The sequence below is a fragment of the Bacillus sp. THAF10 genome (genome assembly GCF_009363695.1).
Taxonomy (GTDB): Bacteria; Bacillota; Bacilli; order Bacillales; family Bacillaceae_I; genus Sutcliffiella_A.
In genome coordinates, this window is sequence record NZ_CP045403.1 from 1,876,508 (window position 1) to 1,903,084 (window position 26,577).

Genomic DNA, 26,577 nt, shown 5'->3' on the forward strand with positions numbered 1-26,577 from the left:
TTCGTTTCTTTTTTTCTTTATGAGATACAGAGGTGAGGTTTTAGTGAGGAAAAATTATGGCGGGACTGCGTGGGAATCGAACCCACCTGAGACGGCACGCGCCTCACGAATGGTTTTGAAGACCATGACAAGCACCAGCATTGCAATCAGCCCCAAGTATTGACTAGTTATATTTTACTTTTACTGAAAGAGAAAGACAAGAGAAAACAGAGAAAAAAGTAGAAACGTTTGTTCGCTGTGTGATAAATTAGATGCATAGAGAGTGATAAAAAGAGGTGACGATCGTGAAATTAGAAAGGTTCACTCAGTACATAAGGAGCGTTGATTTATTAAAAGAAAACATTCCTTCATTTGAGCAGTTTCCATTTAACCTACCTGTCCTAAAGAGTTTGGAAAGTCTAGAATTCCATCCAAATGTGACTTATATTGTTGGAGAAAATGGGATGGGAAAATCCACTTTATTAGAAGGTATCGCAATCGCTTTAGGTTTTAATCCTGAAGGTGGTACTTTTAATTTTAACTTTTCCAGCTATAACAGTCATTCCGAGCTAGATCAGTACCTTCGAGTTGTGAGAGGATCAGAAAGACCGCAAGATAACTTCTTTTTTCGAGCGGAAACATTTTATAATGTGGCAACCAATATTGAAGAGCTTGATCGTGAACTAGGTGGGCCTCGAATCATTGACTCTTTTGGAGGCAAATCCCTGCACGAGCAATCCCATGGCGAATCCTTTTTTGCAGCCTTTATAGAACGATTTCAAGGAAATGGATTATACATATTGGACGAACCAGAAGCAGCACTATCTCCTTTAAGACAAATGTCCATGCTCGCAAGAATTAACGAGTTAGTAAATCAAGGCTCACAATTCATCATTTCCACCCATTCTCCCATTATCATGGCCTATCCAGATGCTAAAATAGTTGGTTTATCAGAAGAAGGTGCTAAGGAAATGACATTAGAAGAAACTTCGCATTTTCAGATTATGCAGCAATTTTTTGAAAACAGAGATAGGATGCTTTACCACTTATTCAATTAGAGGTAGGTGGTTGAGAAGGGGTTTCTACATTAAAAAGTGGGAAGAGACTTTAAAAGTGATGTAGATTACTAGCTTTACTTTAAAGTAGATGGCGCAGAAGAAATAGTTGAAATCTACATCCCATAGAAAAAGATGATTAATACACTATCAAAAACCAGGACCAATTTGGCCTGGTTTTTTTGTTATTGCAACAACTTAAGTAAAGAAACAATTTAGATTAATTTTCCAAAAATAGTTGCATTTTTATGGAAATGATAATATACTACATTACAACACTAATGCACTATGTAAGATGGAGGTGTGACGTTGATTTTAGATACAGATGGGTCAAAACCAATTTACATGCAAATTGCAGAATGGCTGGAAACAGAAATCCTAAACGATCATTTTACCGTTGATCAAAAGGTTTACTCTCAATATCAGTTAGCTGAAATTTTCAATATAAATCCGGCAACAGCTGCAAAAGGACTGACCATGCTAGTAGATAATCAAGTTTTATATAAAAAAAGGGGGCTTGGCATGTTTGTGACAGGAGAAGCCAAGAAAATCATTTTGACGAACAGGAAAGAACACACCTTAAAGAGGTTAGTTTCTGAGCTAGTTGCAGAAGCACATCAGCTTAATGTGGAAATGGAAGAATTAGTTTCCATGATAAAAAATGCTAGCGCGGTAAAGGGGGAAAAAGGGGATGGAAGTGGTAACAGGGCATAATGTAACAAAAGAGTATCGGGGTTCGAAAGCACTCAACAATCTCCATTTTGGAATTAAAGAGAACAAGATAACTGGGCTTATTGGGCGGAATGGTGCAGGGAAAACAACGTTGTTGAAAATGATGGCAGGATTCATACAGCCAACAAAAGGGGAATTGAATATATTTGGTGAAAGACCATTTAATAATCTGCAAGCTTCCGCAAATACTATTTTAGTAGATGATATGATGAGTTTTCCTACTGCACTCAACCTTGAAGAAATCCTCAAAGTGGCAGGTAGGTTCTACCCAAATTGGGATGAGGAATTAGCAAGGAAGCTTTTTCAATACTTTTCTTTTCGAAATAATCACCGTCATGATGAGTTATCAAAAGGAAAGAAGAGTACATTTAATATGATTGTTGGGCTTGCATCCAAATGTCCACTAACGATGTTTGATGAGCCGACGACGGGAATGGATGCGGCTGTTCGAAAGGATTTTTATCGAGCACTTTTAAAAGACTATCTGGCTTCCCCTCGAACAATCATCATCTCAAGCCATCATTTAGAGGAAATAGAGGATTTATTGGAAGAAATTCTTCTGATTCATAACGGCGAAAAGCTCCTTCATCTACCAATAGAAGCATTGAAAGAATATGCAATTGGAGTCAGAGGGAACACAACGATAATGAAAGAGTGGGCAGAATCACAAGAGATACTTTATACCAAAGAATTAAGCCCTGGCTCTTCTTACATGGTAATTGAAAATCTTTATAAAGAAAAAATCAAACAAGATGCTAATACCTATGGATTTCAGATATCACCAGTCTCACCAAGTGATCTATGCGTATACCTGACGAATCCTACGAAAGGTGGGATTGATGATGTCTTTAAGTAATGTTACTGTACAAAACGTTGTGAAAGAACAAGTTAGATATAAGCTTTCCGCATATTCAGGAGTGTATCTATCACTTGTTGTCCTTCAGCTTTTAGGATTATTATTTTCCTTTAATGGGTCCGGAATGTCTGGTGGAGGAAGAGGTGAGAGTTTTAGATACAGTATTTATCATTATACAGGTGACGGTGTCATTACCTTTACACTTTTATGGGCATTCATCGTTTCCATCATTATCACAACGAGAGCCTACAGAAATGATGACTTTACCTTTGTTTCTAACAGGTTAACGAGCAATCTCTCCAATTTTCTGTTTTTGGTCCTAGCTGCCATAATTGGAGCAATTACTGCAGAACTTTCTACTTATGTTTTAAAGGTGATTATGTACTTTCTTCCAAACTTTGGACCGTTTTATTATACAGGTAATCCATATTCGTTATTAGTACTGCTGCAAGGCTCTATGGTTACTTTCCTTTACATCATGTTGTTTGCTGGTCTTGGCTATTTTGTGGGGACCATCATTAGATTGCATCCTTTGTTAAAAGTAGTTGTGCCAGTTGTTTTATTAGGGGTTTTATTTTTTGGTGGAGCAACAGGTACCGGTGTACCAGATATTATCAAATTTTTTGTAGAGGAAAGATCTTTGACGATTTTTATTGCAAAATCAATTGCTACCAGTTTTATTCTTTTCGGAGCTTCAAGCTGGATTTTTAACAGAGTGGAGGTGAGGCAATGACGACCATAATTGGTGCATTTCTTCCAATCCTTTTATTACTTTTGTTTTTCTTCCTACTTTCAAAAGGATTAAGAAAAGTAAATTTCAATTTATCATCACAGAAAAACAACCTTATTTTAGGTGGATACATGGGGATTTTAGTTATATTCACTGTAGTGTTTTTCTTTTTGCCAGATGATGAATTTGTGAGAAGTGAACAAATATTAAATCACCCAGAAGAATCGGTTTACGATAGATTACTAGCGAAGGAAAACGTGGAAGGTGTGGCAAAAAAGGAAAGGATTCCTTTTAAAGAAAGTACCCTCTTCTTTCAAAGTACAGACTTTCCAGATTTCACTGTAATGTTTGAAAGAGATAAAGAATTAAAAGATGAGTTAATTGTGTCGGTTTATCCTGGGGTGTTAGAAATAGACAATATTGATGTTTCTTCCAAATTCCCTCTACCTTTTTATCAAACAGATGGAAATATAATGACAGTGAGAAACGGACTACCCGTCGAGGTAGAGTTCCATAAGTTCAATCAGAATTTCACCTACAGACAATTTAACGAAAACCGGTACCAAGAACATTCATCAAGTTTCTCTGACAGACCAATTATACATGTAAAGGTTCCAGATGATTTAGAAGTAAAATATGATCCGAATTTAGATGTGGTAGAAATAAAGTAGCATGAGGCCATCCTCATGCTTTTTTTAATCTTGGCTTAAAAATATCTTATTTTTCCAGTCACCTTTTCCTTCCTCCTGCATATACTTTCTATTGTGTGATTATAATTGGAAGGGAAGAAAAAGGATGAAAGAGATGTTTGTGAAAGAGAATGCAAAAGAGTTGGATTTAAAATTGGAAGCTTATACGAGTGGTTTTAAAGTGATAGAAGTAAATGTTTCCGATCAAACAGAAAGCTTACCAGCACTTGTGAATCCTATCAAAATTAATATGTAATCTTGAAGTGCCATTTCTTTTTTGTAGTATTACATAAAAGATGGATTGAAAAGCGTATCCGTATGAGGATGCGTTTTTTTCTTTGCATTGCTATAATAAAAAAAAGTCAGCAATTTGGAGGACAAGCTTGGATTTATATTGTACTAAACACAAAAAAAGGCTAGAAGAACGCTATTACCATGAGGAGCAAAAAATCCATCTCTATTGTGTGGATTGTGAGATAGAAAGAAATTACAACCAGAAATGGAGTAACAGCACCTCCTCAAACAAGATGTTCATAAAAAGAACAAAAAAAACACTCCTTTTCTCGCTGCTTATTGGCATGGTTATCGTGATCTTCTTACCATTAGGGACATTAGTGAAAGTTCTATTGTGCAGCATCCTTTTCCTTCTAATGATAAGAAATATTCTTCATTCCTATCAGTCCAGACTTCCTGATGAGCGCATGCCGGTTTGGGATGATATTAGAGCAAAAAGCCTCAATCAAAGCAGTATTCAAGCAAATGAAGTTTCTCACCGGAAAAGACAATGGAAAAAGGATTTTATACAGCAAAATAAAGGAAGAGCTTGGACAGAGGAAGACTGGCAACAATTTTTACGACAGTACTACCGAAAAGATTAGTCTTTTGGGACGTCCACCTATACAAGCAAAAACATGCCTTCATACGCTAAGAAAAAGGAGTGGTTTGTATGGCATGTATTATAAAAAAAGTCATCATTGAAAATGTAAATGGTGGTGTAGTCAATTTCGGAAATATTTTTAAGGCTTGTCCAATTACGGTAGAAAAAGGGGTAACAGGATCAGGATCAGGCAATTTAGGTAAGTGCATCAAAACAAGTACGAAAATTAGTATTGTAAATATATGTGGAAAAAAACATGTAAAAGTAATAGACGAAATAGGTGATGGATTTGACTAAGCATTTTACTATTGGAATGGCAGGCCATATTGATCATGGAAAAACAACGTTAACTAAGGCTTTAACCGGTGTGGAGACGGATCGGCTAAAAGAAGAAAAGGAAAGGGGAATATCCATTGAACTTGGATTTGCTCCTTTTTTATTGGATCATAAAACGCAATTATCCATTATTGATGTACCTGGACATGAACGTTTTATTCGACAAATGATAGCAGGAGTGTCAGGAATTGATTTAGTTATTCTTGTCGTTGCAGCAGACGAAGGTGTGATGCCGCAGACAAAAGAGCATTTAGCAATCATTAAATACTTGCAAATAAAGAATGGAATTATTGCTATTACCAAAAAAGATTTAGTGGAAGAAGAAATGCTTGAATTAGTAGAAGAGGAAATTGTGGATGAGTTAGAAGGGACTGTATTTCAGCACTCTCCCGTTGTGTTCGTAAATAGTACTAAAAATGAAGGAATCGATAGGTTGAAAAAATTGATATCTTCACAATTAGAGGATTTCGCTCAGCGTTCGATTCAGGGCCCTTTCCGTCTAGCCGTGGACCAGGTTTTCTCGTTAAAGGGGCAAGGCACGATTGTGAGAGGTACCATTGAAGAAGGGAGCATATCACTAGACCAGGAGTTAGAGGTGCTACCTGAAAGAATTCCTGTGAGGGTTCGTCACCTTCAAGTACATAATCATACTGTCCAATCTGCAAGTGCAGGTCAACGGGTAGCAATGAATCTTCCTAATGTGGGAAAAGACAGAATTGCTCGTGGAGATGTTTTAGCAACGCCAAACGCTTATGAAGCGACAGACACCATTGATGTTTCAGTAGAATTTATGAAAAGTCTATCTGCCCCCATTAAACAGAGAAGTTCTATAAAAATACATATAGGTACAGCAGAAGTGATGGGACGAATTGTCTTTTTTGACAGAAATGAATTTCAAGAAAATGATCACCAAGAAGTACTATGCCAAATTCGGTTAGATGAAAAAATCACAGCCAAACGGGGTGACCGTTTTATCTTAAGGAGACCCTCCCCAGCAGAAACAATTGGAGGTGGCTGGGTCATACAGCCAAATGGATCAAAGTACAGATTTGGTGAAGTGACCATTCAAAAGCTTACTAGCATCAAAGAAGGAACGCCAGAAGAAAGGGTTCAACAATTGTTCAGTAAAAGAGCGGTTGTACATAAAGAAGAAATTTTTCAAGAAACAGGGGTTTCTTTAGAAGAATGTCAATTTCTTATTAAAGAAGAAAAATTAGTAGAAATCAATAATGGTAAGTATTCATTTATTGATATTATTTCTAGTTTTGAGGAACAGGTTATCGACTATTTAAACCATTATCATGAGCGATATCCTATGCGTGTTGGTGCACCAAAAGCAGAGTTACTTATGGCGACAATGGGGGATGAAAGCAAGGACTTGGGACAGTATGTATTGCGATGCCTGATAGAAAAGAAGCAATTAGAGCAAAGGGAAAGTTTATTGCATCTTACACCGCATCAACCCGGATATCCTGTAGCTTGGAAAAAAAGAATGGAGCAGGTGGTCGGAGCTGTGGAGGAGGACAAGCTTACTCCTCAGCCTTTTTTAGAGCACGCACAAAAAGCTGGTCTGCCCGACTTGCACATAAACGAACTCCGATATTTCTTAGTATCACAGTCGATGGCCTATGAATTGGATGAAAAGCATCTGATCCATCGAAATGCCTTACACGAAGCCGTCAGAAAACTAAAGAGCATCTATACAGAAAAAATGGAGCTAAACGATATAAAAGAGACCTTCTCCTTATCAAGAAAATACCTTATTCCATTTGTAGAACTTTTGGATCGATTAGGCTATACAAAAAGAATAGAGTCTGAGCGGTATTGGAGGGAATAAAACAACACGCCATCTAGTTAACCTAGTTGGCGTGTTGTTTTTTCACTGTGATTGCTTTTTCTTTTTTCTCAACCACCTGCCCAATGATGGCAGAGTGTATGTTCCGTTTATTCAATTCTTTTACGTACAAATGAGCATCTTTTTCCGGCATGCTAACTAATAACCCTCCGGATGTAATAGCGTCACAGAGCACCAGTTGTTCAGAAATCGTCAAAGCTTCTTCATAATGAACAAAAGGAAGTAGCCATTGGTGATTAGATTTAGATCCACCTGGGATGATACCTTCATTTGCGAGGTCATATGTACCTGAGAGAACAGGTATTGCTTCTGAATACATCATAAAGCTCACATTACTGCCTAAAGCCATTTCAAAAGCATGCCCTAACAAGCCAAATCCGGTTACATCCGTCACTGCATTTGGATGGAAATCTTGAAGAACCAGAGCCGCTTCTTTATTTAGCATACTCATGATGCTAGTCACTTCTTTTTCTTGTTCAGGACTTGCTTTTTCCCTTTTGATTGCAGTTGTAAGAATTCCAACTCCAATTGGTTTTGTTAATACAAGGACATCGCCAGGGATTGCTCCAACATTTTTCCAAATACGATCAGGATGGATAAATCCTGTCACAGATAATCCGAATTTTGGCTCTTGGTCATCAATGGAATGGCCACCAACAATCACGGCACCTGCTTCTTTCACCTTATCAATGGCACCTGAGAGAATTTGATTAAGAATTTCTGGTCCTAATTCTTTTATAGGATATCCGACAATGTTTAAAGCTGTTTTCGGGGTACCCCCCATTGCATAAACATCACTTAAAGCATTAGCAGCTGCGATTTGTCCAAACATATAAGGGTCATCGACAACTGGAGTAAAATAGTCGAGGGTTTGAATCATCGCAATTTCATCTGTGATTCGATACACTCCAGCATCATCAGACGTCTGATACCCCACTAAAAGATTCGGGTCATGAATGTTTTGTGGTAAATCACGCAAAACTTGCGCGAGGTCACTAGGACCAAGTTTGCAGCCTCAGCCAGCTTTCGTAGATAAGGATGTTAAGCGGATTTTCTCATGCTTACTCACAAATACCACCTCCTCTTCACTAGTATATTCGCTGAAAAAAATGATTTCCAGTCATAAAAATTTTGATTTTTGCGAAAAACTAATGCTTGTACTACAATAGAAGTAATGACTAAGGAATTATTTGGTCATCGTAGTAACTAACATGCTTTTTAGGAGGAAAAAACATGAACAACTTTAAAGTATCCATTGAATTTTGCATGCAGTGAAACTACGCGCCAAAAGCCGCGAGTTTCGCGGAATCACTTTTCAGCCATTTTCGGACGAACATTACTTCCATGGAACTGATTCCTAGTTCAGGTGGAAGATTTGAGGTTTCCGTGAATGGAGAACCGTTCTATTCCAAATTAGAAACAGGTGTTTTCCCAAATGCGGAAGACATTATTGCACAATTGGAAGGAAAGTAGAAGAGGAGGGGCTGCCCCTTCTTTTCTGCTTTCTATCACGATATAGTAATGATACGAAAGAGGGAGAGAGGGTGAGTTTTTGAAGCAACAACTTTTACGCAGTATCCCATCCATTCATGAATTACAAACTCATTCTGCATTTGTACGATGGAAGAAAAAATACAATGTCGATCAGGAGTTTGTTACCAATGTCATGAGACAGTGTATTCAAACGCTAAGAAACGAAATTTTGTTAGATCAATGGCACAACAGCAATATGGAGGAAGAAATAGTAAATAGGGTAGAGAGCTTGTTGAAAAAGAAAATGAGTTATCGCCTACAGTCTGTTATCAATGCTACAGGCACCATTTTACATACGAACCTTGGAAGAGCAAGATTAAGCAGAGAAGCCATTAAGCGGATGGAAGAAGTTGCGTCCAATTACTCCAACCTCGAATATAATCTTGATAGTGGAATTCGTGGCTCGAGACATGACATTGTGGAGGATCTTATTAAAGAAGTCACAGGTGCAGAGGCCGCGATTGTCGTAAATAATAATGCTGCTGCTGTTTATTTTATCCTTCATGCGTTTGGGAAAAATAAAGAAATTATTGTCTCTAGAGGACAGCTTGTCGAAATTGGTGGCTCTTTTCGTATTTCCTCCATTATGGAAGAGAGCGGGGCGATACTTAAGGAAGTTGGGACCACTAATAAGACTCATTTAACTGATTATCAGGAAGCTATTAATGAAAATACGGCTATGCTTTTAAAGGTACATACAAGTAATTTTAAAACGATAGGATTCACCAAAACCGTGTCAACGGACGAATTAGTTTCTTTAAAAAATATACAAGATGACATTATTGTTTACGAAGATTTGGGTAGTGGTGTTCTGTATGACTTTACGAAAAAGGGAATTGGCGATGAACCTGTTGTTCAGAGGGTGATAGCATCAGGAGTGGACCTTGTTTCTTTTAGTGGAGACAAGCTACTCGGTGGTCCACAAGCTGGGATTATTGCAGGAAGAAAAGAGTATATCGATCAACTTAAAAAGCATCAACTTGCCCGTGTTCTTCGTGTAGATAAGATGAGCTTTGCTGGATTGGAAGCAACTCTTCAGGCATATGCGACAAATCAAGCGGAAACTATTCCTACCATTAGAGACATGCTTTTAAGCCAAGAAGAGGTAAAAGAAAAAGCAGAAACCTTTCTTTCTCTAGTAGAGGAACTTACGTTCAATTGGACTCTAGAGCCGACAACGTCCATGGTAGGAGGGGGGACGATGCCTGATGTTTCTCTACCTTCCTATGCAGTTGGTGTCACATCTGACAGATTAAGCTCAAAAGAAATAGCCGATTGTTTAAGAATGGGAACCCCAAAAGTAATCGTTCGTATTCAAGATGAACAGGTTCTCCTTGATTTTAGAACGATTACTTCATCAGAGATTCCACAGTTGATTAAAGCTTTTCAACAAATTTAGCCTTACATATCGTGGCTTGAATTGTGTTTTTGCCTAGAATGTTTTTGATTTTTTACTTTATGAGAACCGCTTAAAGGTGCAGGCTGCCCAGATTGATTGTCTTTCGGTTGGTTTCTTACCATATCTTTGTGGCTGTTTTTGTTCATCATGTATCTCCTCCTTTACGTATAGTGTTTGAAATGGATAACTGTTTATGCTGTCCATGTAAAGGTATATTTTTCTGCAATAATGGTGAGTATAGGTAGAGCGATTATATTGGAATGATTGAATAAAGGAGCGAAACCATATGCCATACCACAAAGACAAACAACAAGCGTTCCAGGCTGCACAGCAAGGAACAGAACAAGCAATGGATGTTTATCATTCCATTGTCAAGAACGATCCGTCTTATGGACATGATTTTAAACGGCTTGAAAATGAAGTGAATGAAGCATTAGAACAAATCAATAATGCGCTTGAAGTCGCCTCTGAAACACAAAGGCCGCAATTGCAGCAGTTTCAGCAGGATTTACAAAGAATGATTCAGCAAGGAAATGGAGAGCAATAAACTAAAGAGCCACCTGTCGTTAAGGTAGGTGGTTTTTCATAAGCTCTTTTCTAAAAGATTGTTGCTATAAACCTGGAAAAAGTCGGCTTTAAGACTTTTTCATTCATTACTCGAAGAAAAGTTGCCACATATTTAAAACTTCCTCCACGAAAAGAGCACGACAGCAACGTTAATTACGTGTTGCTTAACTATACGCAGTAGTAACAAAATTTGCGAAAACAGCCTTTTCATAAGCTCTTTTCTAAAAGATTGTTGCTATAAAACTGGAAAAAGTCGGCTTTAAGACTTTTTCATTCATTACTCGAAGAAAAGTTGCCACATATTTAAAACTTCCTCCACGAAAAGAGCACGACAGCAACGTTAATTACGTGTTGCTTAACTATACGCAGTAGCAACAAAATTTGCGAAAACAGCCTTTTCATAAGCTCTTTTCAAAAAGATTGTTGCTATAAACCTGGAAAAAGTCGGCTGTAAGACTTTTTCATTCATTACTCGAAGAAAAGTTGCCACATATTTAAAACTTCCTCCACGAAAAGAGCACGACAGCAACGTTAATTACGTGTTGCTTAACTATACGCAGTAGTAACAAAATTTGCGAAAACGGCCTTTCATATGTGAAAATACAAGGAATTTCAGCAGCCAAAGATATTCTTTGGCCGCTTTGTTGTAAAGGAACTTGCTATTGGTTTTTCTTGCGTTTTTTATTATTTTGCTTTTGAGCCTCCGTTAGTGGCTCATTTGCAAATTCTTCATTATAGCCAGCACCACGACCTTGTGCCTTGGCAACATTCATACCTGATATAACATGGTTTGCTTTTCTTTTTGCCATTGTGTTTCACCTCCATTACTAGTTTTGCCGTATGTTTCATTCCCATGTATTTGTGGAATATTACAAAAGATAAGGGAAACTTATGTGATACGATAACTTTATTGATATTTACTTATGATAAATGTTGTATTAAGATAATATCGTGAGGACTAAATGGTGGGAGAAACAACTCGAAAATTGTCTCAAAGAAAAACATTCGCAAACGCTTTCCATTGAAAGGAAAGCATGTTTTTCAATGCCTAAAATTGTTCATAGCGAAGTCCTATTAAACTATGAGTAGGGGGTAATACATATGACGAAGCAAGATGTTTTTAATGCCCGTTCATCTTTTGATGTCAACGGCAAAACGTATCATTACTATTCTTTGCAAGCGCTTGAAAAAGCAAACGTTGGTAACGTATCACGCTTACCATATTCCATTAAAGTATTGTTAGAATCCGTTCTGCGTCAAGTAGACGGTCGTGTAATCACAAAAGAACACGTTGAGAATTTAGCAAAATGGGGAACAGACGAGCAAAAGGACGTGGATGTACCATTCAAGCCTTCTCGTGTTATTCTTCAAGACTTCACTGGTGTTCCAGCAGTAGTGGACCTTGCATCATTACGTAAAGCAATGGCGGATGTTGGTGGAGACCCACAAAAAATCAACCCTGAAATTCCAGTGGATCTAGTTATTGACCACTCTGTACAGGTTGATAAAGCTGGTACAGCAGACTCTTTAGACTTCAACATGAAATTAGAGTTTGAACGTAATGCTGAGCGTTACAAATTCCTAAGCTGGGCGAAAAATTCCTTTGACAACTACCGAGCGGTTCCTCCAGCAACTGGTATCGTTCACCAGGTTAACTTGGAGTATTTAGCGAACGTGGTGCAAGCGGTGGAAGAGAATGGCGAAACTATAGCATTCCCTGATACTCTAGTTGGAACCGATTCCCATACCACCATGATTAATGGTATTGGTGTTCTTGGATGGGGTGTTGGTGGTATTGAAGCAGAAGCAGGCATGCTTGGCCAGCCTTCATACTTCCCAGTACCAGAGGTTGTAGGAGTTAAATTAACAGGAGCTCTACCGAACGGTACAACAGCTACTGACTTAGCGCTTAAAGTAACGCAAGTACTGCGTAAACACGGTGTAGTTGGTAAATTTGTTGAATTCTTCGGTCCTGGTGTATCTGAGCTGCCACTTGCAGATCGTGCGACGATTGCAAACATGGCTCCTGAATACGGCGCAACCTGTGGATTTTTCCCAATTGATGATGAGTCCCTTGACTACATGCGCTTAACAGGTCGTCCGGAAGAACAAATTAAGCTTGTAGAAGAATACTGCAAAGCAAACGGACTATTCTTCTCACCTGATGCAGATCCAATTTACACGGATGTAGTGGAAATTGATCTTGCAGCAATTGAGCCAAACCTTTCTGGTCCAAAGCGTCCGCAAGACCTTGTACCTCTTTCCATGATGCAGGAGACATTCCGCAATGCGTTAGTTGCTCCTCAAGGAAACCAAGGCTACGGAATGACGCCAACTGACATCTCGAAAGAAGTAGAAGTGACCCTTGCATCTGGCGAAAAAACTACCATGAAAACTGGTTCTATCGCAATTGCATCAATTACTTCCTGTACAAATACATCGAACCCATACGTGTTAATTGCTGCAGGTCTTGTCGCGAAAAAAGCAGTGGAATTGGGTATTGAAGTACCAAGCTTTGTAAAAACATCATTAGCACCAGGATCAAAAGTAGTGACAGGTTATCTTCATGACTCTGGCTTACAACCATACTTGGATCAATTAGGATTCAATATTGTTGGTTACGGCTGTGCTACATGTATCGGTAACTCCGGTCCGTTAGCAGATGAAATTGAAGAAGCTGTAGCAGCAAATGACCTGCTTGTTACATCTGTTCTTTCTGGTAACCGTAACTTTGAAGGGCGTATCCATCCACTTGTAAAAGGTAACTACCTAGCATCTCCACCACTAGTTGTGGCATATGCACTTGCAGGAAACGTTGATATCGACTTGCAAAACGATGTAATCGGAAAAGGCAAGGACGGAAAAGATGTTTACTTTAACGACATCTGGCCGTCCATGGACGAAGTGAAAGAAGTAGTGAAAGCTACTGTTACTCCTGAGCTATTCCGTAGAGAGTACGAAAGAGTATTTGATGACAATGAGCGTTGGAACCAAATTGAAACTTCTGATGAAGCACTGTACAACTGGGATAATGACTCTACTTACATCCAAAACCCACCATTCTTTGAAGGGTTAACGCCGGATGCTGGAACAGTGGAGCCACTTTCCGCACTACGTGTAGTTGGTAAATTTGGTGACTCTGTAACAACTGACCACATTTCACCAGCTGGTTCTATTGGAAAAGACACGCCAGCAGGTAAATATCTGCAAGCAAATGGGGTAACTCCTCGTGAGTTTAACTCATATGGCTCTCGTCGTGGTAACCACGAAGTTATGATGCGTGGGACATTTGCAAACATCCGTATTCGAAATCAGGTCGCACCAGGTACAGAGGGCGGCTGGACGACTTACTGGCCAACTGGTGACGTCATGTCCATCTATGATGCGTGCATGAAGTACAAAGAAGATGGAACAGGATTAATGGTCATCGCTGGTAAAGATTACGGTATGGGAAGCTCCCGTGACTGGGCTGCAAAAGGTACAAACCTACTAGGAATTAAAACGGTAATCGCGGAAAGCTTCGAAAGAATTCACCGTAGTAACCTGGTACTTATGGGAGTTCTGCCTCTACAATTCAAAGATGGCGAAAACGCTGAAGTACTTGGTTTAAATGGTAAAGAAACGTTCGATGTTGAAGTGGATGAAACTGTTAGACCACGTGACTTTGTAAAAGTAACAGCCACTGATGAAGAAGGCAACAAAAAAGAATTTGAAGCGCTTGTTCGTTTTGATAGCGAAGTAGAAATAGACTACTACCGCCACGGCGGAATCCTTCGCATGGTATTGCGTGATAAACTAAAAGCATAACAATTACAAAAAAAGCTGGCCTAAATGGTCAGCTTTTTTATGTGATAATTAAAATGTTATAAAATAGACAAAAGGAGTTAGTGGGAAAGGTGTTAATTATGATTTAATAAAAGTAATTAGCAATAAAGGAGAGTCACATGGATGCCATACAATTTGGTCCGCTTTTAATCAAGAAGTCATATCTCGTACTTCTTTTTTCTTGTCTGCTTTCATATTTATATATATCAGTACTTCTTATAAGAAATTCAAAGGTACTAAAAGAAATCGAAGGGTATTTAACGTCTGGACTACTATTGTGGATTCTTATATTTAAATTTAGTATCATTCTATTTAGACCTTCTATTCTTTGGACAAACCCATATGGAGTGCTTTTTTTAACAGGTGGTAGCAAAGGGATATATGTTGCCAGCATTGTAACTTTCGGATTTTTAATTTGGAAATTACATCAATCAACCATACATAGGAAGTTATCTGCAATAATTTTATTGCCAAGTATCGCAATTTTACTACTGTCATACTTTGGCATCATGACTGTATTGTAAAGGGTGGTAATTCTTAATGAAAAAAATCATAGCAATAGCCTTTTTAGTTATTCTTTCTGGGTTTGCATTATTTCAAGTATTCTCGGATAAAGAACCAGCTGTTGGTACTAAAGCGGGTGATAAAGCAAAAGACTTTGAACTAGCTACATTAGATGGGGGCTCAGCCAAACTATCTGATTTTGAAGGGAAAAAGGTAATCGTAAATTTTTGGGCAACCTGGTGTGGTCCGTGTCGCGCTGAAATGCCTGAGATGCAGAAATATCATGAAGAGAATGAAGATGTCATTATGTTAGCTGTAAACTTAACGGATAGAGAATCAGGGCTTGATACAATCAAGGAGTATGTGGAGGAAGGTGGCTATACTTTCCCAATTCTGCTCGATGAAGAAGGAGTGTTTAGACACTATCAAGTGATGACGATGCCTTCCACATTCTTTATTGATTCAAAAGGTGTCATTTCCTATCAACATCTCGGTCCGATGACTTACGAACTAATGGAAGAACAAATAAATAAAATGAACTAAGGATTCCTTTTAATGGACTCCTTTTTCATTCTAATAATTCCAACGATAATGACCAGTTATGGGGGAATTAAACGACGTTAACTTAATTTCAGAAGCATGGGGATATGTATTATGGATGATGTAAGGGATGCCATCCTTTGTTCGTTTATCAGAGACAATCCCAACATGATCTAGCTTCCCTCCTAAGAATACAACGATGTCACCTGCCTGCCACTCTTTTAAATTTTCTACATCTCCTTTTATTACCTCTAATGGTAATGAAGTAGCATTGCGCTTGAAAAAAACATCTTGATTTGGCACACGACGAAAATCTATATTAGGATCTGGATTTCCGCCGACACGTGGATAGTGCTTCGTGTGTTTAGCGATATCCTTATCCATTAAATCCTTTAAATTTATACCTGCACCCATAAGTCCTCTCCAAATAACATCTGTACAAACACCCTCGAAATCAGGTGGATAACCTCCTGCATAATAAACGCTTTTATAGTTTGTTCGCTGTTCCACCTCTTTACGAGCAGCATTTACTATATCAATGGGATCTGCAATTCCGTTTTTATTTTTATCCTCTTCTGACACTTCTAATGGAATATTTAATTCTTGAGTAAAAGGCAAATCGAGATGAAAACCCAGAAAATCAATCATGATGCCATCTCTAAAGCCAAAAATAAAAATGATAACAACGATAAGGAGAATACCAAAAAATTTATAGCGCTTTCGTTTCAACGTCCGCCACCTCGTTTTTCCAATATATACTATAACGATTATTGGACGTAAATAGTTTCATTCTCTGTATGAAAAGGGTATAAATTTTTTAAGGTTACGCTTCTCATCACTCCTCTACAACGAGAAAACACACTATTCTCATCACTTTCTAATTTTTCTGTAAAAAAATTATCATAATTTTTAAGTATTTTGGACATTAATACTATTACAATAAAATATAAGTAGGTGATATTATGAGAAGAATAAGAAAACGTTCTTTTGAGGAACTTGTCTTGGAAAACAAGCAAAATTTGTTAAAAGACCAAGAAGCGCTTAAAAAGATTGAAGACCGACTAGAGCAAAGAATGATAAACAAAGCCGCCGAATAATTTTCAATAATTTCTTGTTATGAACATCCCTCCACCTTCAAATAGTAAAGGTAGGAGGGATGTTTCTATGAGTAATCCAAAAGGCAGCCGAAAGCACTTTATGCCAAATCACATTGGTACACAGCCGCAAGAAGCGGGTGGAAATAAAGGCAAACAGATGCAAGATAATTCGGGCAAGCATGCTCAAGTAATACAAACCAAAGGAGAATAATCCTTCTCCAAGTTTTTCAAGAGTTTTTTTGTTAAAAGGTGCAAACAATAACCTTTGTAGTAACTTTCATTTCTTTAGGGAGGCGTTTATTTATGGAAGAAAACAAACAATACCGAGCAAACCCTGATGACCGAAGTGATAATGTCGAGAAGCTACAAAGCATGGTGCAAAACACCATTGAGAATATTGAAGAAGCACAGGATTCTATGCAATTTGCCACAGAAGAAGAAAGAGCGAAGATTGAAGCAAAAAATCATCGTCGCGAAGAAAGTATCGCTGCCTTTCGTTCTGAAATCCAGGATGAGGCAAGCTCTCGCAAAAACAGTTACAAATAATAAAACTCGGGTGGGTACATCATGTACTCACCTTTTTGTAAGCACAAATAATATGGCAAAATATTCTCCTATGTTATGATAGGCACATGACATTTAAGCAAATGGGGGAACAGCAATGTTGGTATCAAAAAAAGAAATAGAAGTTCGCTATGCAGAAACAGACCAAATGGGAGTTGTTTATCATGCGAATTACCTAGTTTGGATGGAGCTAGGCCGTACGCAGCTGATTAAAGAATTAGGTTTTTCCTACGCAGAAATGGAGCGAGACGGTATCATTTCGCCAGTTATTGATATCAATGTTACATATAAAAAGCCGCTTAGATATGGGGAGAGTGCCACTATTCATACTTGGATAGAAACCTACGACGGATTTCGAGTAGTTTATGGGTATGAAATACTAACACCTTCAGGAGAAGTTGCATTAATTGGATTTTCATCACATGTTTGTGTGAAAAAAGACAACTTTAAACCAATTATCATTAGAAAAAAATATCCGGAATGGCACATAGCTTATGAAAATGCAAAAAAACAAGGTGAGTAAACGATGGCATTTGGTATAAAACGTGAAGAACTTCAAGAGTGGAAAAGAAAAGTGAGTGCTGGAGAAATGGCATTTATTACTCACTATTGGATACACCCAAGATTTAAGGGGATTACCACAGTTACGAAGGCAGGCTGTCTGGATTTACAGAAGCTTGTAAAATGGGGAAAGAAATATGGCTTAAAAGAGCAATGGATTCACAATCGATCCGAATTTCCACATTTTGATTTAATTGGCGACACCCAGCTTGAAGTATTAAAACACGAAGGACAATGGGACCAGATTGAAAGGTTTTTGAAGCAATAAAAAAGAAGTGGGTACGATGCCCACTTCTTTTTTATTCATAATCAAAGGTTGGTTCATTTAACTCTTCGTTAAAATTAATGTGAAGGTCATGACCATCAAAATACCATGCCTCTTTGTCTTCCACAAAAAAGGTGATGCCTTCTTTTTCAATCTGTGCAGCAGGTTGATCAGGGTTTTCCTTTACAATTCCTAAAGAAAAGCCTTTTTGAACAGTGCTGCAGCCTCCATAACGCACATGAAATTTTATTTGATCGCCACTTTTTAAATCTAGTTCCTTTTTATACCATTCAAATGCTTGATCAGACATAGTCATATCCATTACATGCAGCAACTCCTTTTTTCTAATTAGCAAGTTTTACGTTTGATGATAAAAGGATCTATGCTCCCGCTAAACGCAATTTACGTATATGCTTATTATATCTGATTTCCACGCTATGAACCAAACGAAACACTTAGTTGCTTAACTCATCTTCCTTTAACCATTGATACATATGCTCCATCATTTCCTGATGTTTACCTTCACCTTGTGCGTATCCGTATTTTGCCGCTTCTTTTAATAACACGACATGATATTTAGTTGGATCGACTTGTGATACATAGGTTGGGATAAAATCATCTACTTTAATATCAATCGTTGTTTCTTTCCCCTCTACAAACTTCTCGACCTTTAATTGTACAATTCCACCGATATCTTTATAATCATCTTTTTGCCCTGACAGGAAGTTGCCCAATGAATACACAACAAACATTTTCTTCCCATCTGGTCGATCAATAAATTTCATAGGCTGGAGAACATGAGGGTGGTGACCTATTACAATATCCACACCTTGCTCAGCTAAGTACTCTGCAAGCTCTTCTTGTTCACTGTTTGGATAAAGGATATATTCTACTCCCCAGTGCATCGCAACCACTACAACATCGGAGTTTTCTTTTGCCTCTTTTACATCTCGTTTTATTGCTTCCTTATCAATTAAATTGACAAAGTATTCTTTTCCTTCTGGAACAGGAATGCCGTTTGTTCCATATGTATAGGACAAAAAGGAAAATGTAATTCCGTTTTTCGTGATCGTTCGTAGCCTTTTTTTATCTTCAACGCTTTTGTATCCGCCTACATATTCCATTCCAATTGTCTCATAATGGTTAATGGCATTCATGATAGCTTTTTCCCCTCGGTCAAGGGTATGGTTATTGGCAATGCTGACGATATCCACTCCTGCTTCCTGAAGGGCATCTGCCACTTCAAATGGAGAGTTAAAGCTAGGGTAGTTCGATAAACCAATTTCTGTTCCACCTATGATCGTTTCTTGATTAGCAATGGAGATATCTGTTTCTTGCAAATATGTTTTTACACGCTCTAACATCGGGTTAAAATTATAGCTGCTTTCCCCAGTTTTAGCTGCATTATAAACAGTGCTGTGAATTAACAGATCTCCTACAGCAGAGATGGTTGCTTCAGAGCGGAAAGATTTTTGCGTTTTTACCCATGTTTTATCTTTATGGTTGGTTATGGAAAATGGCATGGAATCTTCCTCTGACTTATTGGCAGAAAATGCATCAAACTGCTTGTACGTGAAAATAGAAAAAATGGTACCAATTGCGATTACAATTAATACAGGCAAAAAATATTTCTTCATCGTATTGAACCCCTTTTTTATCTTTATTCTTCCAACATAATACATAAGTATTGCTTTTTTTGTCAAAATTGGTCGAAAAATAAAAATATGCAGGAATATTGTCTCAGATAACGAATGTTAGTAAGCATGCGGTAGAAATAAAGGGGGAAATTATATGTTAGTGTTCAAAAAACCAGAAGTGGAGCAGTTTTTTAAGGTTTTTAACATTGAGGATTTTTCAGTGAGTCCAGATGAAACACAGTTAATATTCAGTACGAACTTGACAGGTCATTACAACATTTGGGGGATGGATTTGCCTAATCAATATCCATACCCGCTCACATTTAGAAATCAAAGCTGTTATGGAATAAAGTATGAGCCAAATGGTAAGTATATTTTGGCAAGCTTTGATGAGGACGGCAATGAATTATCACAGTTATATGCACTCCCTAGAAATGGTGGAAGCCTCGAGGATTTACGAGTAGATGAAGAACATCGACATATGATGGCCAGGTTTTCAAAGAATGGGGAGCGGATTTACTACACAAGTACTAAAAATAATAAAACGTATTTAAATTGTTATTCATACGAAGTCGAATCCGGCGAAGAGAAACTGATAGTGGAAGGCAAAGATGCCTCTACTTACTTAATAGATGTTTCAGAGGATGAACAACGTTTTATTTTACATAAACATTTTGCTAACACTTATACCTTGGCATATATGCTTGAGAATGGAAAAGAAACTAGATTAACGCCACATACAGATGAACAGCATACGGTGGATGGAGCGGCTTTTACAGATGAAAACACTATTTATATGATTACAGATTATGGTGACGACAGTTCCTATCTAGCTAGATACGATATTTCTACAGACACATTTGAAAGAGTCACCCAAGGATCATTACAGCTGAGTGAAATGTATTTGGATAAAAAAGGTGCACAGCTTTATTTGGTATCCTCAAAAGGTGTGGAAGACAAGTTATTCACTTATAGTTTAGAGAGTAAAGAACTAAAGGAAATCCAAACACCTGTATCGATTATTGATAAGCTCGTGCTTTCTAAAAAAGGGTCGGTTTATCTTCTTGGAAAAAATGCTACTCGACCAGCTAACATTTTTAAAATGGAGATGGAAGGCTGGACTAGCTTAACAAACAACCGTGTTCCTGCAGTACCAGAAGAGGATTTATGTGAGCCCGAAGTTCTAACGTATCCATCCTATGATGGATTAGAGATTGAAGCTTTATTTTTCAGAGCAAAAGATGAGGTTTCAAACGGTCATGTGGTGCTTTGGCCACACGGTGGTCCGCAAGCTTCAGAACGAAAATTTTTCCGCTCTTATTTCCAATTTATGATTAACAGAGGATATAGCATTTTTGCACCTAACTTCCGTGGTTCTTCTAACTATGGTCTTTCTTATATGAAGATGGTAGAAGGAGATTGGGGGTATGGCCCTCGTCTAGATAATATTACTGGGCTTGAGTGGTTGATAACTAATGGATATGCAGAAAGAGATAAAATCTTTTTGATGGGTGGAAGCTATGGAGGATATATGGCACTTTTACTTCATGGGCGTCATCCAGAATATTTCAAGGCGGTTATTGACATTTTTGGTGTAAGCAACCTCTTCTCCTTTATTGAGTCTGTTCCGGACCATTGGAAGCCTGTAATGAAGCAATGGGTAGGAGATCCTGTTGAGGATAAAGAGAAGCTTACGGAAGATTCACCAATCACTTATCTGGAAACCATGACAAAGCCGATGCTTATTATTCAAGGAGCAAATGATCCTCGAGTGGTGAAACAAGAATCCGATCAGATAGTAGAAGCCCTAAAGGAAAAAGGGCGGGATGTAGAGTATCTTGTGCTTGAGGATGAAGGCCATGGATTCTCGAAAAAAGAAAATGAGATTAAGGTGTTCCAAGCAATTTTGAACTTTGTAGAAAAGCATCTATAAGTAAAGGTGGAGCCGAGGGTATCTTCCCTCGGTTTTTTTGTCCCTAAGGCTTACCGTCTTCTCAGCCTGGAGATGTATTTTCCAAATTTACCTTTATATTTCTTTATACGGCACATATAATCAATGATGGGAGTTGGAAAATTATTCATGAATTGCTAATAGGGGGGAATTGATTATGTCATTTTTGAATGGAATATTAAAAAGAAAGATTGCAGTAGGCCTTATGGTGGTGTTTGTGTTTGTAATTGGGTTATATGCCTTATTAAAAATAGATCAAGAATTAATGCCGCCAATTGCCTTTGATATGACAATAATTCAGATAGATGCAGGGGAAATGCCTGTTCTGGATGTGGAAGAAAAAATTACGAAGCCAATTGAACAAATTTTAAGCGGGCTAGATGGTGTGGAGTCTCACTCTTCCGCTTCCTATATTGGTAAATCATCCATTACTGTGATGATTGAAGAGGGTAGAGGGGATGAAGTACATAAAGCGATTGATGCTGCAGTGAGTCCCTTACAGTCACAAATTAATGGCGTTCAATATATTAATAGTTTTCAATTAACGACAGCCCAAGAATATGAATTTTACATGGACCTGTCTAGTGATAATATGCAAGAGATCACTGATTTTGCGAAGAATGTAGTAGAACCTAGGTTAGAAACACTACCAGAGGTTAGCGATGTTAAGTTTGATGGGGTAGAAGAAAATGAAGTGGTCATTACATTTGATAATGATAAATTAGTAGAAGTTGGACTTAGTGCAGAGCAAGTCATTCAAGTGATTCAGCAATCCGATGTGATTACATCATTTGGAGAGCTTTCAGAAGAAACAAACCAACCAACTGTAAGATGGAACACTTCTCTCACTAATGTGGAGGATGTAAAGAGTATTCTGATACCAACGATGCAAGGAGCGGAGGAATTAGGGGAGCTCGCAGAAATTCAAACACAGGTGCGAGACATATCTTCTGGTGTTTGGAAGAATGGAAGTCAAGATGTCATATTAGTTCAAATTGGCCGTAATCCTGAGTTTACCCAAATAGAAATGGCAGAAGCGGTTCGAGAGGAAATTCGAAAAATAAAAGAAGAGGGCTTGGTTACCGGCTTTGAATTTGAGGAAATCGTCACACAAGCAGATTATGTAAAAGAAGCAGTAGAGGGAGTCTCAAACAATATCTTAATAGGTGGAATTCTTGCCTTAGTGGTATTGTTACTATTTTTACGAAATTTACGAGCAACGTTCATTATTGGGATATCCATACCACTTTCCATCCTGTTAACCTTTGCAAGTATGTGGGTGCTCGATTACAGCTTTAACATGCTTAGTCTGATTGCTTTAGGATTAGGGATTGGAATGATGGTAGATGCTTCTATTGTTATTTTAGAGTCAATCTACCGTAAAAAAGAGCAAGGCATAAAAGGAACAGAAGCAGTACTAACTGGTGTAAAAGAGGTAGCATCAGCTGTTTTAGCTTCTATGCTCACGACCATTGTCGTATTTTTGCCAATCGGTTTGCTTGGTGGAGAAGCAGGAAAGTTTATGATTATCCTTTCTGTAGTAGTTATTGTCACACTTGTAAGTTCCGTGATTGTATCCTTTACGCTGATTCCATCATTATCACAAAAATTTCTTAAGGTGTCCCACCGGAAGAAAGGAAATGGGAATGGCAAAGTTGCTAACAAATATGGGCAGTTTATTTCATGGTTAACAGGCAAAAAGAGAAGACGTTACAGCATCATCGCACTGTTTATCTTGATGTTTATCGGATCGATGGCTGTTGTGACAAAAGTGCCAATGACCATTATGCCAGATATGTACAATCGATATTCAGAACTCATGGTAGCGGTGGAAAAAGGCGTTACCCCACAAGAGAAGAACGAAATAGCAGAGGCTATTCATGAAAAGCTTTCCGCCATCCCAGATGTAAAAGAAGGTTTTGTATTAGACCAAATAGAATTTATGTTTCTTCTCGTAAACATGACGCCTGAAGAAGAAGCAACCTTAGAACAGAAAGAAGTAAATGAGCGGATTTTAAATGAATTGCTGGAGCTTAAAGAAGAATATCCTGTGTTGGATGTTACCTCCGTCATGGCTATGGGAGCTGGATACCCAGTTCAAATTGAAGTGAGTGGAGAGAATATCGAGGAACTAAGCAGAATAACCGACTCTCTCTCTGATGAATTAGACAACATCGAAGGCATCATTGGGACCTCCAATTCGTTTGGTAGTCTATTAAATGAAGAGCTGATTGTCCTTGACTCTTCTGCAATGAAAGAAGATGGCATCACTCCACTTGTAGTATACGGTGAATTAACAAAGCTGACGACTCAACTGCCAATTGGCTCGCTTCAGGATGAAGCAAGTACACCAATTATTGTCGCACCTTCCACGAAGTTTTCTAATAAAAGTGATATTCTAAATGTAGAGATAACCACACCAAAAGGCGAGAAAAAATTATCTACCTATGTAAGTTTTGAACAGGCCAAAACTCCAACGCAAATTGATCGTGTGGATGGAGAGAGAGTCGTAAAAGTATTAGCAAATATTGAAAACCGCGATCTTGGCTCCGTAAATCGAGATGTTCAGAATTTGATAGACGATTTTGAAGTGCCAGAAGGGTATTCGGTTTCAGTCGGAGGCAGCTTAGAAGAACAACAGGAAATGATCATGGATATGCTACTCATCATAGGGATCGCGATTTTCCTTGTTTATGTCGTGATGGCTGTTCAGTTTAATCATCTGTTGCATCCAATCATTGTGATGACCATTATCCCTATGACTTTTACAGGAGTGATTCTTGGGTTGCTTATTACACAACGCGAATTAAGTGTAATGTCTGGTATGGGTGTCATCATGCTAATAGGGATAGTCTTAAACAATGCTATTTTATTAATTGATCGTGCAAAGCAATTACGAGAAAGTGAAATGGATGCGTCATCTGCCATTGTAGAAGCAGGGGTGAATCGTCTCCGCCCAATTTTTATGACAACCTTGACGACAGTCGGAGGCATGTTACCATTAGCGATTTCTACAGGAGCTGCTAGCAACTACCAGGCTCCATTAGCGACTGTTGTGATTGCGGGCCTTCTGTTCTCCACGTTAATCACGTTAGTTCTCATTCCAGCCGTGTACATGATGTTTCATGACATTGGAGCTGGCTTGAGAAAAATGAGAAAGAAAAAAACGAAAAAAGTCGATGAGTCAAAAATTGCAGGATAGATAATTTACGGCAGCCCCTTCTTTAAAAAGATGGGGCTGCATGAAATTTTTTTAAGGTGAAACTATTTTCTACCCTGTCTCGTATAAATAATCGTTATCACATATTCGTTATGGAATGGAGGAATGAAAATGTCATTTTTTAATAAGGCATTAGCAAGTATTGGAATTGGTTCAGCAAAGGTAGATACGAAGCTTTCGTCTAGCATGGTAAAGCCAGGCGAGATTTTATCTGGAGTAGTAGAAATCACAGGGGGATCTACAGAACAAAAAATCGATGAAATCTATTTATCTCTTCTCACAAACTATATAAAAGAATCCAATGATACAAAAGTACAGCAACAAGCAGTGCTTGAAAAAATGAAGATAGTGGATTCCTTTGTCATATCAGCAAATGAGAAAAAAGAAATTCCATTTACTTTTATGCTTCCTCATGACACACCAATCAGTTTAGGGAAAACGAAAGTATGGCTACAAACAGGGCTAGATATAAAAAATGCCATTGATCCTAGTGATAAAGATATGATTGTGGTGGAGCCATCCCCATTAATCGCTACCATTTTAGGTGCCGCTGAGCAGTTGGGTTTTCAGCTAAGAAAAGTGGAAAGCGAAGCAGCTCCATACAAGTGGAAAAACAGATTGCCATTTATACAGGAGTTTGAGTTCTATCCAACATCAGGACCTTTCAGAGGACGTCTTGATGAAATTGAAATGATATTTTTGAATATTAGCGGAAGCTCTGTAGACTTACATTTACAAGTAGATAGAAGAGCACGCGGACTAGGAAGTTTACTTTCTGAAGCTTTAAATATGGATGAAACTTTTGTTAAGCTTCGAGTAACCACACAAGATTTACATGGGTTCAAGCAGCAATTAGAACAAACAATTCAAAGATATAGCTAAAGGGTCTCGTTTTATCCCTTTTTAGCCTCAACATGGAAGGATGTTGGGGTTTTTTCATGGATTTAAAGTGAAATTTAGGGCTGGTTGGGGACTGGAGGAGCTGGCGAGATGATTTATAAGCGACTTTTTCATTTTATCGTCCAATAGAAGTAATATAAAGACCATTCGACATTAAGCGAGTTTTTTTACGATGTGCCATACGTTTAGTTGTATTTTTGCTATGATTCCAGTAAACTGAAAATTCAATAGATTCATAGAATGGGAGTGTTAAAATGACCATAATCGGATTTATTAGACACGGTACAACTGTTTGGAATAAAGAGAGAAGAGCACAAGGTAGCTCAGATATTCCTCTTGATTCTGATGGCATTCACGACGCTGAACGTCTAGCGAAGCGGATGGAAAATGAAGACTGGGATTATATATATTCTAGCGACTTAAAGCGGGCAAAACAAACAGCAAAAATCGTTGCAAAGCGGATGAATGTTAAAGAAGCAACCCTTGACAGCAGAATCCGAGAGGTCAATGGTGGCCAAATAGAAGGCACAACGGAAACGGAGCGGTTGGAAAAATGGGGAGAGAAATGGCGGGAGATGGACTTGGGCATAGAGTCAAAGGAAATGGTCTTAAAGCGTGCACACTCCTTTTTGGAAGATTTAACAACCAAGCATCCAAATAAAAAAGTACTTGTCGTCAGCCATGGCTCCTTCATTCGGCATATATTAAGAGACTTAGTAAAAGATTTGAAAATGGAGACGCATCTTGAAAATACTTCTGTCACTACTATTAATGTAAGAGAAGGTATTTGGGAATGCGAAGTATATAATTGTACCAAACACCTTACGTAGGATAAGTAAAATACAAAACAAATTGCAAGGATATTCAGTTTAGTCTATAATAGAACATGTGTTCGTTAGTGAGGA

General features: G+C 38.1%; 28 protein-coding genes, 1 tRNA gene and 1 pseudogene. 23 read left to right on the forward strand and 7 right to left on the reverse strand.

The window, feature by feature from the left end; genetic code table 11:
• Nucleotides 1-57 precede the first annotated feature (57 nt).
• A tRNA-Sec gene (locus FIU87_RS09815) sits at nt 58-154 on the reverse strand.
• Nucleotides 155-284: 130 nt separating this feature from the next.
• Here FIU87_RS09815 and FIU87_RS09820 point away from each other — a divergent pair.
• The 9 genes from FIU87_RS09820 (at nt 285) to selB (ending at nt 7,091) form a co-directional block, all read left to right on the forward strand.
• Nucleotides 285-1,037: an AAA family ATPase gene (locus FIU87_RS09820; protein ID WP_152444426.1), complete on the forward strand. Its 753-nt coding sequence runs from the start codon at nt 285-287 to the stop codon at nt 1,035-1,037.
• 306 nt (nt 1,038-1,343) lie between these two features.
• Nucleotides 1,344-1,748 (forward strand): GntR family transcriptional regulator, encoded by a 405-nt coding sequence (locus tag FIU87_RS09825; protein WP_152444427.1) that lies wholly within the window; start codon nt 1,344-1,346, stop codon nt 1,746-1,748.
• The gene (locus FIU87_RS09830; RefSeq protein WP_152444428.1) at nt 1,726-2,622 is read left to right on the forward strand and encodes an ATP-binding cassette domain-containing protein; all 897 of its coding nucleotides are present in this window, start codon (nt 1,726-1,728) and stop codon (nt 2,620-2,622) included. The genes FIU87_RS09825 and FIU87_RS09830 overlap by 23 nt, the downstream gene beginning before the upstream one ends.
• Nucleotides 2,606-3,355, forward strand: a complete 750-nt coding sequence (locus FIU87_RS09835; protein ID WP_152444429.1) for a hypothetical protein — start codon at nt 2,606-2,608, stop codon at nt 3,353-3,355. The genes FIU87_RS09830 and FIU87_RS09835 overlap by 17 nt, the downstream gene beginning before the upstream one ends.
• Entirely contained in the window at nt 3,352-4,023 is a 672-nt protein-coding gene (locus tag FIU87_RS09840; protein ID WP_152444430.1) for a hypothetical protein, read from the forward strand. The genes FIU87_RS09835 and FIU87_RS09840 overlap by 4 nt, the downstream gene beginning before the upstream one ends.
• A 124-nt stretch (nt 4,024-4,147) precedes the next feature.
• Complete coding sequence (locus FIU87_RS21015) at nt 4,148-4,297, forward strand: hypothetical protein (protein ID WP_172971013.1); 150 nt, start codon at nt 4,148-4,150, stop codon at nt 4,295-4,297.
• Nucleotides 4,298-4,424: 127 nt separating this feature from the next.
• The gene (locus FIU87_RS09845; protein ID WP_152444431.1) at nt 4,425-4,919 is read left to right on the forward strand and encodes a hypothetical protein; all 495 of its coding nucleotides are present in this window, start codon (nt 4,425-4,427) and stop codon (nt 4,917-4,919) included.
• Between the two features lie 68 nt (nt 4,920-4,987).
• Nucleotides 4,988-5,215, forward strand: coding sequence for a spore germination protein (locus FIU87_RS09850; RefSeq protein WP_152444432.1), 228 nt, complete (start codon nt 4,988-4,990; stop codon nt 5,213-5,215).
• A complete protein-coding gene (gene selB / locus FIU87_RS09855; protein WP_152444433.1) occupies nt 5,202-7,091 on the forward strand; it encodes a selenocysteine-specific translation elongation factor in 1,890 nt (629 codons plus the stop codon). The genes FIU87_RS09850 and selB overlap by 14 nt, the downstream gene beginning before the upstream one ends.
• Before the next feature lie 22 nt (nt 7,092-7,113).
• Here selB and selD read toward each other — a convergent pair whose 3' ends face one another.
• A complete protein-coding gene (gene selD, locus FIU87_RS09860) occupies nt 7,114-8,187 on the reverse strand; it encodes a selenide, water dikinase SelD (protein ID WP_253905547.1) in 1,074 nt (357 codons plus the stop codon).
• Nucleotides 8,188-8,396: 209 nt separating this feature from the next.
• Between selD and FIU87_RS09865 the strand changes: the two are divergent.
• Both FIU87_RS09865 and selA read left to right on the forward strand, forming a co-directional pair.
• Nucleotides 8,397-8,582 (forward strand): annotated as a pseudogene (locus tag FIU87_RS09865) (Rdx family protein); the annotation flags it as partial.
• Nucleotides 8,583-8,661: 79 nt separating this feature from the next.
• Nucleotides 8,662-10,041 carry an L-seryl-tRNA(Sec) selenium transferase gene (gene selA / locus FIU87_RS09870; protein ID WP_152444436.1) on the forward strand — a complete coding sequence of 460 codons (1,380 nt, stop codon included), beginning with the start codon at nt 8,662-8,664 and terminating at the stop codon, nt 10,039-10,041.
• A gap of 2 nt (nt 10,042-10,043) precedes the next feature.
• Here selA and FIU87_RS09875 read toward each other — a convergent pair whose 3' ends face one another.
• Nucleotides 10,044-10,190, reverse strand: a complete 147-nt coding sequence (locus FIU87_RS09875; RefSeq protein ID WP_172971014.1) for a small acid-soluble spore protein P — start codon at nt 10,188-10,190, stop codon at nt 10,044-10,046.
• Nucleotides 10,191-10,327: 137 nt separating this feature from the next.
• On the opposite strand from FIU87_RS09875, the gene FIU87_RS09880 reads away from it, so the two are divergent.
• The gene (locus FIU87_RS09880; protein ID WP_152444437.1) at nt 10,328-10,588 is read left to right on the forward strand and encodes a hypothetical protein; all 261 of its coding nucleotides are present in this window, start codon (nt 10,328-10,330) and stop codon (nt 10,586-10,588) included.
• Between the two features lie 679 nt (nt 10,589-11,267).
• On the opposite strand, the gene sspO is transcribed toward FIU87_RS09880, so the two are convergent.
• Complete coding sequence (sspO, locus tag FIU87_RS09885; RefSeq protein WP_152444438.1) at nt 11,268-11,417, reverse strand: small acid-soluble spore protein SspO; 150 nt, start codon at nt 11,415-11,417, stop codon at nt 11,268-11,270.
• 292 nt (nt 11,418-11,709) lie between these two features.
• Here sspO and acnA point away from each other — a divergent pair, with 292 nt between their 5' ends.
• On the forward strand, nt 11,710-14,415 hold the full coding sequence (acnA, locus tag FIU87_RS09890) for an aconitate hydratase AcnA (RefSeq protein ID WP_152444439.1): 2,706 nt from the start codon (nt 11,710-11,712) through the stop codon (nt 14,413-14,415).
• Between the two features lie 558 nt (nt 14,416-14,973).
• Nucleotides 14,974-15,480, forward strand: a complete 507-nt coding sequence (locus FIU87_RS09895; protein ID WP_152444440.1) for a TlpA family protein disulfide reductase — start codon at nt 14,974-14,976, stop codon at nt 15,478-15,480.
• A gap of 30 nt (nt 15,481-15,510) precedes the next feature.
• Here the strand turns inward: FIU87_RS09895 and FIU87_RS09900 are convergent, their stop codons facing one another.
• Nucleotides 15,511-16,206: a DUF1287 domain-containing protein gene (locus FIU87_RS09900; protein ID WP_253905548.1), complete on the reverse strand. Its 696-nt coding sequence runs from the start codon at nt 16,204-16,206 to the stop codon at nt 15,511-15,513.
• 233 nt (nt 16,207-16,439) lie between these two features.
• On the opposite strand from FIU87_RS09900, the gene FIU87_RS09905 reads away from it, so the two are divergent.
• The 5 genes from FIU87_RS09905 to FIU87_RS09925 all read left to right on the forward strand — a co-directional run bounded on the left by FIU87_RS09905 (nt 16,440) and on the right by FIU87_RS09925 (nt 17,967).
• Complete coding sequence (locus FIU87_RS09905; protein WP_152444441.1) at nt 16,440-16,574, forward strand: FbpB family small basic protein; 135 nt, start codon at nt 16,440-16,442, stop codon at nt 16,572-16,574.
• Nucleotides 16,575-16,641: 67 nt separating this feature from the next.
• Entirely contained in the window at nt 16,642-16,785 is a 144-nt protein-coding gene (locus FIU87_RS09910) for an acid-soluble spore protein N (protein WP_152444442.1), read from the forward strand.
• A 92-nt stretch (nt 16,786-16,877) separates the two neighbouring features.
• Nucleotides 16,878-17,120, forward strand: a complete 243-nt coding sequence (tlp, locus tag FIU87_RS09915; RefSeq protein ID WP_152444443.1) for a small acid-soluble spore protein Tlp — start codon at nt 16,878-16,880, stop codon at nt 17,118-17,120.
• Nucleotides 17,121-17,235: 115 nt separating this feature from the next.
• Nucleotides 17,236-17,661: an acyl-CoA thioesterase gene (locus FIU87_RS09920; RefSeq protein WP_152444444.1), complete on the forward strand. Its 426-nt coding sequence runs from the start codon at nt 17,236-17,238 to the stop codon at nt 17,659-17,661.
• A gap of 3 nt (nt 17,662-17,664) precedes the next feature.
• Nucleotides 17,665-17,967 carry a hypothetical protein gene (locus FIU87_RS09925; RefSeq protein WP_152444445.1) on the forward strand — a complete coding sequence of 101 codons (303 nt, stop codon included), beginning with the start codon at nt 17,665-17,667 and terminating at the stop codon, nt 17,965-17,967.
• A 31-nt stretch (nt 17,968-17,998) separates the two neighbouring features.
• Here FIU87_RS09925 and FIU87_RS09930 read toward each other — a convergent pair whose 3' ends face one another.
• Nucleotides 17,999-18,286 carry a HesB/YadR/YfhF family protein gene (locus FIU87_RS09930; RefSeq protein WP_152444446.1) on the reverse strand — a complete coding sequence of 96 codons (288 nt, stop codon included), beginning with the start codon at nt 18,284-18,286 and terminating at the stop codon, nt 17,999-18,001.
• A 133-nt stretch (nt 18,287-18,419) separates the two neighbouring features.
• Complete coding sequence (locus FIU87_RS09935) at nt 18,420-19,601, reverse strand: CapA family protein (protein ID WP_152444447.1); 1,182 nt, start codon at nt 19,599-19,601, stop codon at nt 18,420-18,422.
• A gap of 154 nt (nt 19,602-19,755) precedes the next feature.
• Between FIU87_RS09935 and FIU87_RS09940 the strand changes: the two genes are divergently transcribed.
• From FIU87_RS09940 to FIU87_RS09955, 4 genes are all read left to right on the forward strand, one after another.
• Nucleotides 19,756-21,534 carry a S9 family peptidase gene (locus tag FIU87_RS09940; protein ID WP_152444448.1) on the forward strand — a complete coding sequence of 593 codons (1,779 nt, stop codon included), beginning with the start codon at nt 19,756-19,758 and terminating at the stop codon, nt 21,532-21,534.
• A 175-nt stretch (nt 21,535-21,709) separates the two neighbouring features.
• The gene (locus tag FIU87_RS09945) at nt 21,710-24,754 is read left to right on the forward strand and encodes an efflux RND transporter permease subunit (RefSeq protein WP_152444449.1); all 3,045 of its coding nucleotides are present in this window, start codon (nt 21,710-21,712) and stop codon (nt 24,752-24,754) included.
• 129 nt (nt 24,755-24,883) lie between these two features.
• Nucleotides 24,884-25,654 carry a sporulation protein gene (locus FIU87_RS09950; protein WP_152444450.1) on the forward strand — a complete coding sequence of 257 codons (771 nt, stop codon included), beginning with the start codon at nt 24,884-24,886 and terminating at the stop codon, nt 25,652-25,654.
• Between the two features lie 272 nt (nt 25,655-25,926).
• Nucleotides 25,927-26,502: a histidine phosphatase family protein gene (locus FIU87_RS09955; RefSeq protein ID WP_152444451.1), complete on the forward strand. Its 576-nt coding sequence runs from the start codon at nt 25,927-25,929 to the stop codon at nt 26,500-26,502.
• Nucleotides 26,503-26,577: the final 75 nt, after the last annotated feature.